At 69.1% G+C, this 12,035-nt stretch carries 9 protein-coding genes; 2 read left to right on the top strand and 7 right to left on the bottom strand.

All coding sequences use genetic code 11. The features are described from left to right. Window positions 1-46 precede the first annotated feature (46 nt). Window positions 47-1,711 (top strand): energy-dependent translational throttle protein EttA, encoded by a 1,665-nt coding sequence (ettA, locus tag IAI53_RS06975; RefSeq protein ID WP_187717392.1) that lies wholly within the window; start codon window positions 47-49, stop codon window positions 1,709-1,711. 165 nt (window positions 1,712-1,876) lie between these two features. Here ettA and IAI53_RS06980 read toward each other — a convergent pair whose 3' ends face one another. Together IAI53_RS06980 and IAI53_RS06985 are read right to left on the bottom strand one after the other, a co-directional pair. After that, window positions 1,877-2,881, bottom strand: a complete 1,005-nt coding sequence (locus IAI53_RS06980; protein ID WP_187717393.1) for a M48 family metallopeptidase — start codon at window positions 2,879-2,881, stop codon at window positions 1,877-1,879. After that, window positions 2,881-4,263, bottom strand: coding sequence for a YjgN family protein (locus IAI53_RS06985; RefSeq protein WP_187717394.1), 1,383 nt, complete (start codon window positions 4,261-4,263; stop codon window positions 2,881-2,883). The genes IAI53_RS06980 and IAI53_RS06985 overlap by 1 nt, the downstream gene beginning before the upstream one ends. Before the next feature lie 267 nt (window positions 4,264-4,530). On the opposite strand from IAI53_RS06985, the gene rquA reads away from it, so the two are divergent. Next, window positions 4,531-5,247 (top strand): rhodoquinone biosynthesis methyltransferase RquA, encoded by a 717-nt coding sequence (gene rquA, locus IAI53_RS06990; protein ID WP_187717395.1) that lies wholly within the window; start codon window positions 4,531-4,533, stop codon window positions 5,245-5,247. 6 nt (window positions 5,248-5,253) lie between these two features. Here the strand turns inward: rquA and IAI53_RS06995 are convergent, their stop codons facing one another. The 5 genes from IAI53_RS06995 to IAI53_RS07015 all read right to left on the bottom strand — a co-directional run bounded on the left by IAI53_RS06995 (window position 5,254) and on the right by IAI53_RS07015 (window position 11,990). Continuing rightward, window positions 5,254-7,365 (bottom strand): putative bifunctional diguanylate cyclase/phosphodiesterase, encoded by a 2,112-nt coding sequence (locus IAI53_RS06995; RefSeq protein ID WP_187717396.1) that lies wholly within the window; start codon window positions 7,363-7,365, stop codon window positions 5,254-5,256. Between the two features lie 10 nt (window positions 7,366-7,375). Then, complete coding sequence (locus IAI53_RS07000) at window positions 7,376-8,140, bottom strand: substrate-binding periplasmic protein (RefSeq protein WP_187717397.1); 765 nt, start codon at window positions 8,138-8,140, stop codon at window positions 7,376-7,378. Window positions 8,141-8,189: 49 nt separating this feature from the next. Beyond that, window positions 8,190-9,830: a flagellar assembly protein A gene (locus IAI53_RS07005; protein ID WP_187717398.1), complete on the bottom strand. Its 1,641-nt coding sequence runs from the start codon at window positions 9,828-9,830 to the stop codon at window positions 8,190-8,192. 22 nt (window positions 9,831-9,852) lie between these two features. After that, window positions 9,853-10,713 (bottom strand): HDOD domain-containing protein, encoded by an 861-nt coding sequence (locus tag IAI53_RS07010; RefSeq protein ID WP_187717399.1) that lies wholly within the window; start codon window positions 10,711-10,713, stop codon window positions 9,853-9,855. A gap of 131 nt (window positions 10,714-10,844) precedes the next feature. Beyond that, window positions 10,845-11,990, bottom strand: coding sequence for a PQQ-dependent sugar dehydrogenase (locus IAI53_RS07015; protein WP_187717400.1), 1,146 nt, complete (start codon window positions 11,988-11,990; stop codon window positions 10,845-10,847). Between the last annotated feature and the right edge of the window lie 45 nt (window positions 11,991-12,035).

Below are 12,035 nucleotides of genomic sequence, written 5' to 3' on the forward strand. Positions count from 1 at the left end.
CGATGGTATCCTCCCGCCTTTCGTTTCACGCTCCGGATTGCCCACTATGGCCCAGTACGTCATGTCGATGCTGCGGGTGAACAAGATCGTTCCCCCGAAGCGCCAGATCATCAAGGACATCTCCCTTTCCTTCTTCCCCGGCGCCAAGATCGGCCTGCTCGGCCTCAACGGCTCGGGCAAGTCCACCGTGCTGCGCATCATGGCCGGCGCGGACAAGGAGTACGACGGCGAAGTGCAGTGGCAACCCGGCGTGCGCATCGGCTACCTGGCGCAGGAGCCCGAGCTCGACCCCGCCAAGACGGTCAAGGAAGAGGTCGAATCCGGCCTTGGCGAAATCGTCGAAGCCCGCCAGAAGCTGGAAGAGATCTACGCCGCCTACGCCGAGCCCGATGCCGACTTCGACAAGCTGGCCGAAGAACAGGCGAAGTACGAGAACATCCTGTCCACCGCCGGCGGCGACATCGAAACCCAGATGGAGATCGCCGCCGACGCGCTGCGCCTGCCGCCCTGGGACGCGGTGATCGGCAATCTCTCCGGCGGCGAGAAGCGCCGCGTGGCGCTGTGCAAGCTGTTGCTCTCGCGCCCCGACATGCTGCTGCTGGACGAACCCACCAACCACCTCGACGCCGAATCGGTCGAATGGCTGGAGCAGTTCCTAACCCGCTTCCCCGGCACCGTGGTGGCGGTGACCCACGACCGCTACTTCCTCGACAACGCCGCCGAATGGATCCTGGAACTGGACCGCGGCCACGGCATCCCCTGGAAGGGCAACTACTCCTCGTGGCTGGAGCAGAAGGGCGAGCGCCTGGCGCAGGAAGCCAAGCAGGAAGCCGCCCACATGAAGGCGATGAAGACCGAGCTGGAATGGGCGCGCTCCAACCCCAAGGCCCGCCAGGCCAAGTCCAAGGCCCGTCTGGCGCGCTACGAGGAAATGGCCAGCGTCGAATACCAGCGCCGCAACGAGACCCAGGAGATCTTCATCCCGCCGGGCGAGCGCCTGGGCGACAAGGTCATCGAATTCCACAACGTGTCCAAGGCCTTCGGCGACAAGCTGCTGATGGACAACGTGAACTTCGCCATCCCGCCGGGCGCCATCGTCGGCGTCATCGGCCCCAACGGCGCGGGTAAATCGACCCTGTTCAAGATGATCGAAGGGCGCGATACGCCGGACGCCGGCGAGGTGGTGATCGGTTCCACGGTCAAGCTCGCCGCGGTGGACCAGAGCCGCGAGGGCCTGGCCAACGACAAGACGGTGTTCGAAGCCATCGCCGACGGCGCCGACGTGCTCACCGTGGGCCGCTTCGAGATGCCCAGCCGCGCCTACATCGGCCGCTTCAACTTCAAGGGCGGCGACCAGCAGAAGATCGTCGGCAACCTCTCCGGCGGCGAGCGCGGGCGCCTGCACCTGGCCAAGACGCTGATCCAGGGCGGCAACGTGCTGCTGCTCGACGAACCGTCCAACGACCTCGACGTGGAGACCCTGCGCGCGCTGGAAGACGCGCTGCTGGAATTTGCCGGCTGCGCGCTGATCATCTCGCACGACCGCTGGTTCCTCGACCGCATCTGCACCCACATCCTGGCGGCCGAAGGCGATTCGCAATGGACCTTCTTCGCCGGCAACTACCAGGAATACGAGGAAGACAAGAAGAAGCGCCTGGGCGAGGAAGGCGCCAAGCCCAAGCGCATCCGCTACAAGCCGATCACGCGCTGAGTGACGATGCGCCCCGCAGGCGTGTAGGAGCGGCCTTGGCCGCGATGCAGCCTGCGGGGAAACGACGCCGCATCGCGGCCAAGGCTGCTCCTACGCGCGAGGATCGCGCCGCCGGCGGACGGTCGATCCACCCTGCGCTGCCTTGGTGGATCGACACCGTCCCGCTTATTGCCCCAGGATCGCGCGCACCCGTTCCGGGGTAGGTGGATGCGTGGCCAGGTAGGCGCCGTCCTCGTCCTGCAAGGGGTCCAGGCGCTGCAGGATGTCCGCGAAGCGCTGCGGCGGAATGCCCTGGGTTTGCAGCGTCTCCACCGCATGGGCATCGGCCTCGCGCTCGAAGGCCCGTGAGTAGCCCAGTTCGGTAAGGATCAGCGGCAAGGCGGTGATGGCCGAGGACACCGAGGACACGTCGCCGACCACCAGCGCGGCCAGCAGGCCCATGACCGAAGCCTGGATGGAGCCGCGCATCGCGTGGCGATGGACCACATGGCCGATCTCGTGGGCGAGCACGCCGACCAGTTCCTCGTCGTGCTGCGCAAGCTGCACCAGCTGGTCGGTGAACACGATGGTGCCGGCCGGCAGGGCCATGGCGTTGGCGCCGAGGGTGTCGCCGGCATCGCGGAACAGCACGCGTATCGCCTGAGGCCCGCCAGCCTCCTCGACCAGCGGATGGAAGACCTGCAGCAGACGCTCCTGCTCCGCCACCGACAGGCGGCTCGGCTTCAGCAGGCGGCGGTCGAGGAACTCCAGCACCAGGCGGTCGGCATGCGCGTTGACGTCGGCAGGCAGCGAGAAAGCGGCCACCCGTGCCAGGGCCGGCACGCCCCACTGCACGCTGCCCCAGACGAAGGCGATGGCCACCACCAGGCCGACGAGCACGTAGCGCAGCCTGGATTCCAGCCGGTGGGCCAGGCCGCTGACCGGGGAGCGCTGCGAGGCCAGGCGATCGACCGCGTCGTTGTCCGCGGTCTCGAAGCTCTCCCCGCCCGGAAAACGCAGGAAGCGCGGCGTATTGCCGACCCGCGAGGAGAACTTCAGCTCCGCCAGCGCTACGGCGGCGAGCACCTCGCCGCCCTCGCCTTCGACGGTGATCGAGGAGCCGTCGACCACCGCGGAGGCCGCCCGGCTGCGCGAACTGGCGCCGTCGAAGAAGCGCCCTGCAATACGCATCAGATGCCCAGATCCACGTCGAACACGTCGCCGATCTCGCCACCCAGCGCGGACACCCCGTCACGCTGGCCTGCTGCGAACTCGTCGAGATCGCCCTCGGCCACCACGCCGATGTGCTCCGCCGCATAGCGCGCGCTGCGTACCTTGGCCCACGGGTAGAACAGGCCCAGGGTCAGGGCGATGGCCAGCGTGTTGGTGATCATCAGCGCCGCATACGAGCCGAGGCGGTAGTCGGCACGCAGGCCGTGCGCGCCCAGCGCGGTGTTGTTGTAGCAGAGGTTGGTCATCATCACGTTGCCGAGCGCGAAGATGGTCAGGTAGGTGGCGATCATCACCGGCAGGCTGATCACCGGCAGCACCATGCCCACCAGGAAGGCGGCGATGCCGCCGCCGATGCCGACGCCGATGATGGCCAGCGCGATCATGTAGAAACCACCGGCGCGCCCACCGAAGCTGAATGGCGTGGTGCCGTAGCGGCTGTTGCCGATGATGAACTGCTGCTGGCGATAGATGGCGTAGGGGAACAGCAGGCCGACGGTGAGCAGGCCCAGCAGCGGCCACAGCAGGAAGACCTTGTAGGCCTCACCGATGCGCCCGTCGAAGCCGAAGCGCACGCCGCGCCAGGCCGAGTAGTAATTGCGGAAGGCCAGCCCGCGCACCATGATCCACGGGAAGGCGCAGAAGAAGACCAGCATCAGCACGGCGCCGAGCAGGGGCACGAACTGGTCGGCCAGCATGTAAAGCAACAGCAGGGCGAAGGCCACCAACCGCCCCTTGAGGATCTGCAGCGGCTCGGCGAGGTATTCGAAGCTGGCGCCGTCCAGGCTGGTGTTGCCGTAGAAGTAACGCAGCGTGCGCACCTTGGCCCAGGCCGAGTAGATGCCCAGGGTGACGATGCCGAGCAGGATGTTGACGATCCAGATGCGGAAGAACTCGAAGCCGTTGCCGGAGAACTCGAAACCCAGGTCGCGGCGCTCATCCACCGCTGCGGCGAAGGACGTGCTGCCGGACGCCGCACCGGCGCCGCCGGTGGCGGCTGCCGCGGGGGCGACGGCGTCGACCGGCGCTGCGGCCTGCGTCGCTTCCGATGTCGCCGTTCCGGCGGCGGGGGTGGCGAGCGGCTCGAGCGCCAGGGCTGCGGCCGGGGCATGCAGGGCATCGAGGCTGACCGCCATGCCGATGCCGGTCAGCCGATCCACATAGGCATCGGCGGCCGCCTGGTCGAGATTGCGCTTGAGCACCACGCGCGGGTGCCCGAAAATCTTCTCGACGTCCTCGACGCTCAGGCCGAACAGCTCGCCGAAGCGCTGCATCACCTGCTCGCGCTCGAACCCCGCCAGAATGTCGCCCTGGAAGACCAGCGCGTAACTCGCCTCAGCCATCACACCTCCGAACAATATTGAAACGCCGCGAACGGCGTTGAAACGCCGCGAACGGCGTTGAAACGCCGCGAACGGCGCGGATCTGCGGACGCCTCCGGCAGCAGCCGAGGCGCTGCGCGGAGCGGCCGGGCAGAATGACAAGATGGTAACATCCGCTTACGTTCCGTCGCCAGCGGCCGATCATGCCGGTGTCACGCGACGGGCACCGCTACCAGCATCCGACTCGCACCCGATCCACCCGCAAGCACAAGAAGGATCCCTGCCCCGATGAGCAGCCCCGATCCCGCGACCGAGACGGCGCCCAGCGCCCCGCTCCTCCCGGACTACCTCCAGCGCACCTATAGCTGGGCCTACCTGGACCGCCGCACCCTGCCCTGGCTGGACCGCCACCTGGTGGTCAACGCCATCCTGTGGGGCAATGCCGGGCGCCTGATGCGCGCGGCCTGCGCGGAGTTCACCCCCGGCCAGCGCGTGCTGCAGGCCGCCTGCGTGTACGGGCGCTTCTCGCCCATGCTGGCCCGCCGGGTCGGTCCGCAGGGCGCGCTCGACGTGGTCGATGTGGCCGAGCTGCAACTGGCCAACGCGCGACGCAAGCTCGCCGGCTTCCCGCAGGCGGGCGTGCGCCGGGCCGACCTGTGCCAGCCGCTCCACACGCACTACGACGGAGTCTGCGCCTTCTTCCTGCTGCACGAAGTACCCGCCCACCAGCGCCGGCTGATCGTGGACAACCTGCTGGCCGCGGTCGCGCCCGGCGGCAAGGCGGTGTTCGTGGACTACCACCGCCCGCGACGCTGGCATCCGCTGCGGCCGGTGATGCACTGGGTCTTCCGCCTGCTCGAACCCTACGCGCCCTCGCTGCTCGCCACCCCGATCGCCTCGCTGTCGCCGCAGGCGGCGGCGTTCGACTGGCAGGCGACGACGCTGTTCGGCGGGCTCTACCAGCATGTGGTCGCGGTGCGCCGCCCGCAGCGCCCGAAAGACTGATCCGCCTCAGCCTTGACCGGGGGGTGAGGCCGGCGCGTGCTGATGTTCCAGCAGCACCACGAAGGCGCCGGCCGGCATCGGGCGATGGAAGTGGTAGCCCTGCAGCAGGTCGCAGCCCAGTTCGCACAGGAAGGCGTGCTGGGCACCGCTCTCCACGCCCTCGGCAACCAGTTCCAGGCGCAGGCTGTGCGCCAGGCCGACGGTGGCCGCGCAGATCATGGCGTCGTTAGGGTCGCTCTCGATGTCGCTGACGAAGCCGCGATCCAGCTTCAGGCGGTCGAGCGGAAAGAGCTTGAGATAGGACAGCGACGAATAGCCGGTGCCGAAGTCGTCGATCGCCAGCGACACGCCCAGCGCCTTGAGCGCCTGCAGGTTGCCGATGGTGACCTCCGGCTGCTCCATGGCCACGCTCTCGGTCACTTCCAGTTCCAGCAAGGCCGGATCGAGCCGGTGCTGTGCCAGCAGGTGTTCGACCTCCCCCGGCAGCTGCGGGTCGCGCAACTGGCGCGCGGACAGGTTCACCGCCAGGCGGATGTTGCGGAAGCCGCGGGTCTGCCAGTCCGCCAGCTGTTCGCAGGCCGAACGCAGCACCCATGCGCCGATGGCGCTGATCAGCTCGCTCTCCTCGGCAATCGGGATGAAGGCCGCCGGCGAGATCAGCGTGCCGTCCTCTCGCTGCCAGCGGATCAGCGCCTCGGCAGCCACGATGCGCAGGCCATCCGGCGCCATCTGCGGCTGGAAGTAGAGGCGGAACTCGTTGCGCTCCAGGGCCTGGCGCAGCTCCGACTCGATGCGCAGGCGCTGGACCACCGCCTCGTTCATCGCCGCCTCGAAGAAACGGAACTGCGCCCGCCCCGCGGCCTTGGCCTGGTACATGGCGATGTCGGCATGCTTCATCAGCGTGCCGCCGTCCTGCCCGTCGTCGGGGAACAAGCAGATGCCGATCGACACCGAGGAGCGCAGTTCCAGCCCCTCGATGCGCACCGGGCGGGCGGCCGCTTCGAGCAGCTTGCGCGCCACCAGACCCGCATCCGCGCTGCCATTGATGTCGCCGAGCAGGACGACGAATTCATCCCCGCCCAGGCGTGCCACCAGATCCGCCTCACGCAGGCAGCCGGAAAGCCGGTCGGCGATGATGCGCAGCAGCGCGTCGCCGCTGGCATGGCCGAGCGAGTCGTTCACCGACTTGAAGCGGTCCAGGTCGAGGAACATCAGCGCCAGCTGCCGGCTCTGGCGGCGAGCCTGGCCGATGGCCTGCTCCAGGCGGGCCTCCAGCCCGTAGCGGTTGGACAGGCCGGTGAGCGCGTCGTACAGCGCGGCACGCTCCAGCGCCCGCTGGGTGGCGGACAGGCGGCCCACCGCCTCGACCACTTCGCCCAGCTCCTCGCTGTGCACGGTCGGCAGATTGCCCTCCACGTCCTTGCCACGACGCAGGTCGGCAAGCACGTCGGAGACCTTGAGCAGCGGCGCAAGCAGATGGCGGCGCATCAGTACCACCAGCGCCCCGCCGCCCAGGACGGCGACCAGCGCCCCGCCCAGGGTCACGGCCAGCACCACCCGCGTACCGCGCGAGATCTCGTTCGCCGCCTGCGAGATCTCGCGCACGATGCTGGCGGCCACCCGGTCCGCCGCCTCTTCCAACTGCGCGCGACGGGCCAGCCAGAACGCTTCCCTGCGTTCGGCCATGCGCGCAAGCTCGTCCGGCACCCGCGGCCGGGCGATCTCGGCCTCGCGCATGGCCAGCAGCTCGGTGGCCGTGTCGAAGGCGGTGGTGGCGCCGCCGACCTCGTCAACCAGGTCGCCCAGCGAGGGATGCAGGGCCAGGGCCTGCATGGTCAGCGCCAGCTTGCGCCAGCGCAGCGGCTCGGTCTCGGTCTGGAACTGGTCGCCCAGCGCGATCATGCGCTCCAGGTTGCCCACCGCGCGGAGCTCTTCCATGCGTGCGGTGGCAGTGTTCTGCCCGCCACGCTCGGCCAGCTCGAGCGTCGATCCGGCGATGGTGGCCACCACCCCGACGCCCAGCAGCAGCGCAAGCGCTGCCCCCAGCGCCAGCCATAGCGACAGCCGCCGTAGCGAGAGGCGGCGGACCGGCTGCGCGTCGGTGGGCGGCCTGCTCACCGGCTTCCGCTCAGAGAATGCTGAAGGGGAAGTAACGACGGGCCATGCGCTCGTGCTCGCCGGTGGCGATCAGGTGCTGCAGCGCGCGGTCGATGGCCTCACGCAGCGCGTCGTCGCCGGGGCGCACCGCCATGTGCACCGTACCGCCCAGCCCCGGCTCGCGCAGGGGGGCGCCCAGGAATGCCAGCTCCGCGCCGCGAGGGGTCTGCATGAAGGGCAGCGCCTGCATCGCGGGCAACAGCGCCACCGGACAGTCGCCGGACAACAGCGCCTCCATGACTTCCTGGTTGGAAGGCAGGTCGCGCACATTGGCGGCATGCTCGCCGGCCTGCTCCAGCAGATAGCGGTGCTGGCCGCTGGCGCCGATGGCGCACACCGGGGTGTCGCGCAGCAGTTCGCGCACCGCCTTCATCGCGAACTCCCGTTTGCCGACGAAGGCCGAAGTGGACCGCCAGTACGGCACGGTGAAGGCCACCAGGCGCTCGCGTTCGGGGGTGCGGAGAAAATTCGCGACGCCGAGATCGAAGCGCCCGGCGGCAACCGCAGGCAGGATCTCGGGGAATGGCAGCACCTCCAGCCGGCAGCTGCGCTCCAGCCGGGCACAGATGGCGCGGACGATGTCGACGTTGAAGCCGACCAGTTCGCCCTTTTCATCGAGGTAGGAAAACGGCACCGAGCGCGGCGTCAGGACCACATTGAGCACCTCGGCTTGCGCAGCGCCGCCCAGCAGGAGCCAGGACAGCGCCACTCTTGCAAGCAAAGCCCGCAATCTCATGAATTCTCCTCCATCGTGTGTTTCTGCACTTTCACGGCCGGACCGGCCGTCAGCGTGCGGCCGGGGGGGCTTCCGGCGGCAGCAGGTCGAGCGTGCCACCCACCAGGCCGATCTGCGCCGGCCCCTGGTCGCGGGCGAGCCGGTAGCGATGCGTGCCCATCAACACCGTGACCCCTTCGTACATGGCTTGTTCGGCGATCACCCGAGCCTGCTGCGAGAGCATGACGAGATCGTTCAGGCGCTGCTCCTCGTCGCGCAGCGCTTCGATCTCCGCCGACAGGTTCTTCGCCGTGGCACATGCCCGCTCGACCATCTTCGGGTCGACGCGCGACGGGTTGCGGTCGGCGAATACGAGCAGCTTGCTGATGTCCAGCAGCTGCTTCTCGTGCGCATCGCGCTCGTGGGCCAGTTCCTGCATGCGACGGTTCATCGCCGGGCTCACGCCGACCTCGAAGGCGGTGGCGATACGGTTGGGCGAGCCGAGCACCTTGCCGGTGATCGACAGCGTGGCCAGCGCCTGGCCACCGATGATGTGCCCGCGCCTTTTGTTGCCCACCCGGATGTGATTGCCGGCGGCCAGTTCGCACTGCATGGCCATGTCGTCGATGAAAATGCTGTCGCCCGCCTCCACGCGCGCCTGCTGCGCATAGCCCGCGGTGAAGCTGCCGCCGCAGCGGATCAGGCTGTCGGTGTGCTCCTTGCGCCCCACCCCGCCCAGCGCGCCGCCCTTGACGACGATGTTGCCGCCGGCCTCCAGCATGCAGGGGTCGGCGGTGCCGCCGATCTCGATGTCGCCGGTGGCCTTGATGGTCATGCCCGCGGCCACGTCGCCGCGAACCACCACGCTGCCGTCGAAGCTCACGTTGCCGCTGGCCATGTTCACCGCAGGCACGGTATACACCGGCTCGACAATCATGCCGCCGGCCACCACTACCGGCTGGCCGGCGATCTCCGCCAGCAGGCGGTTGGGGTCTGCCGGGTCGATGACCGCGCCGGCGAGCTTGCTGGCGAACATCACTTCCTTGCCGGCCACCGCCGGAATCGGCGTCCCCAGCACGGTGATGCCTTCCATCCCTGCGGTCGCCGGCACGCGGCGCATCAGCGGCTGCCCCGGGCTGACGGTGAGGATGTCGCCCAGATCGCGGAAATCGGTCTGGCCGGTCTCGGTCAGGCGCGGCACGCGCGAGCGCGCCGCCGGCAGCAGGCTTTCCAGGCGGCCATCCGCGCCATGGACCGCGGGCTTCGCGCGCGCGATCACCACGTTCTGCGCTGCGCCTGCGGCAATCGCCCGGTTGATGTCGTCCAGCAGGATGCCTTCGGTGACGCCCTTCTCGGTCAACTGGTCGAGCACATCGGCCTTGCTCACTGCCTTGCCGCCTTGCGCGGGGACGATGTTGAGCACCGCGAACATGCCGTCGCCCGAGATGGTGATCGACAGCTCTGCATCGACCACCTCGGCGATCTTCAGCGCCTCCACCGCGTTGCCCGAGTTGTATTGCGCCAGCAGGCCGGTGATCGCCATCGGCAGGTAGCGCAGCTTGTCGTAGCCTTCATCGGCCAGGTGCGCATGCAGCCAGGGTTCGTCGACCGGTTCGGCCTGCGGGTCGGGCACAACGCTGGCGAACAGTGCGGCGGCCGCGCGATCGAGCCGGAAGCTCAGGCCGGCGCCCTTGTTCGGGCTCACGTCCATGCCGTTCTCCATGTCGACGCCTTCAACCCCGCACCGCGGCGAGGATCTCCTCGCGCTCGGCGTGCGAGGCCTCCAGCAGCGCGGAAAGCTCGGCGGCATCGATGCCGAAGGCGGTACCCGCCGCCGGGCCGCGCACCGGACTGCGCCCCAGCAGGCCGTCGAAGGGATTGGGCACCTCGGACACCAGCGAGGCCAGCAGCACCACGTGGCCGAGATCGCTCGGCGGCCATTCGCCGTCGTAGGCCTGCTCGATCTCCAGGCTGTCGAGTATGGATTCCGGCATGTCGAACACTTCCAGCACCGCCACGCCCACGCTGTGGTGCAGTTCGCCCACCAGGGCTGCGAAGCGGTCGATGTTGGCCTCCATCGCCGGGTAGTCGGAGGCGCGGGCAAGCAGGAAGAACTGGCCGATGTGGGTCATCATGCCGGCCAGCAGGGCGGCGTCGGGGTTGGCCGCACGGGTCTGACGGGCGAGCGCGAAGCACCACGAGGCCACGTCCACCGATCGCCGCCACAGGCCGTAGGCCAGGGTACGCATGTTGGGCGAACGGTGGTCACCGGCCAGCTGCTCGCTGGCCACCGCCAGCGCCAGGCTGCGCAGCGAGGACAGGCCGATGCGCCGCACCGCGTCGCGCACCGTGTCGATCTGCGCGCGATACGGGTTGAGCGCCACCGTGTTGGCCATGCGGATGGTCTTGGCGCTGAGCACCGGCTCGGCCTGCACCACCGTGGCGATCTGGTCCAGCGTGGCATCCGGGTCGTCGGCCAGGCGCTTGATGCGCAGCGACACCTCCATCGACACCGGGAAGTTCAGCCGCCGTTCGGCAAGCTCGCCGGCGATGCGCTCGGCAAATGCCGCCGACTGTTCCTCGAAGCCTTGCATGACGCCTCCTCGCTTCCGTCCGGGCCGGAAGGCCCTCACGGACTTGTCGTTCTATTTATAACTAACGGCCGAGTGTAGCGCGCCCTGAAGGTCATTTGGAATACGCGGATGCCCTGAACCGGCTCGCCGGCTCAGCCGCCGGGCTCGAGACGCAGGATGTGGCCGTCGCTTTCGTCGAGCAGGTAAAGGAGTCCGTCGGGGCCCTGACGCACGTCGCGGATGCGCTGCCCCAGCTCGCGCAGCAGCCTCTCCTCACCGGCGATCCGGTTGCCGTCCAGGCTCAGGCGCACCAGCATGCTGCCGCGCAGCGCGCCGACGAACAGGCTGCCCCGCCATTGCGGGAAGGCGTCGCCGGTATAGAAGGCCATGCCGGAGGGCGCGATCGAGGGCGTCCACTGGGTGAGCGGCGGCTCGACGTCGGCGCGCGCGCTGCCTTCGCCGATGCGAAAGCCGGTGATGTACTCGCGCCCGTAGGTGATCACCGGCCAACCGTAGTTGCGCCCCGCCAGGGTGAGGTTCACCTCGTCACCGCCCTGCGGACCGTGTTCGTGGGTCCACAACGCGCCGCTCTGCGGATGCAGCGCCGCACCCTGCACGTTGCGATGGCCGTAGGACCAGATCTCGGGCATCGCCCCGGCGCGGCCGACGAAGGGATTGTCCGGCGGCACGCTGCCGTCCGCGGCGATGCGCACCACCTTGCCGAGATGGCTGCCGAGGTCCTGCGCCTGGTCGCGATAGCTGTAGCGGTCGCCGAGGGTAACGAACAGCGTGCCGTCGCGCCCGAACACCAGCCGCGAACCCCAGTGCGCGCCACCGCCGGGGTCCTCGTTCTGCGCGAACAGGCGCTCGACCCCGGTAAGGCGCAAGCCGTCGGCATCGAGCACCGCGCGCGCCACCGCAGTACGCGCCCCGCCGGGCGTGGGTTCCGCATAGGAGAAGTAGATGCGCCGGTCGCGGGCGAAGTCCGGGCCGAGCACCACGTCGAGCAGGCCGGCCTGGGAGCGCGCATGCACCGCCGGCACCCCGGCGACGGGCGCGGAGACCTGACCGTCCGGCGAGACGATGCGCATCCGCCCGGGGCGCTCGGTGACCAGCATCCGTCCGTCGGGCAGGAAGGCCAGCGACCAGGGGGTCTCCAGGCCGGCAGCCACCTCCACCACCTTCACCGCACCGGCTGCGCTACGGACGGTGGCAAGGGTGTCGCCAGGCGCGGCAGCGGCCGGAAGGCCGAGGACGGCCACCGTCAGGACAAGGGCAAGGCGCGAAATGGCGGGCATGGTGTGACCTCGATGACAAGCCGATCATGTCGGACAGACCCGCGG

Origin of the sequence: Thauera sedimentorum (assembly GCF_014489115.1) — a bacterium.
Classification (GTDB): Bacteria; Pseudomonadota; Gammaproteobacteria; order Burkholderiales; family Rhodocyclaceae; genus Pseudothauera; species Pseudothauera sedimentorum.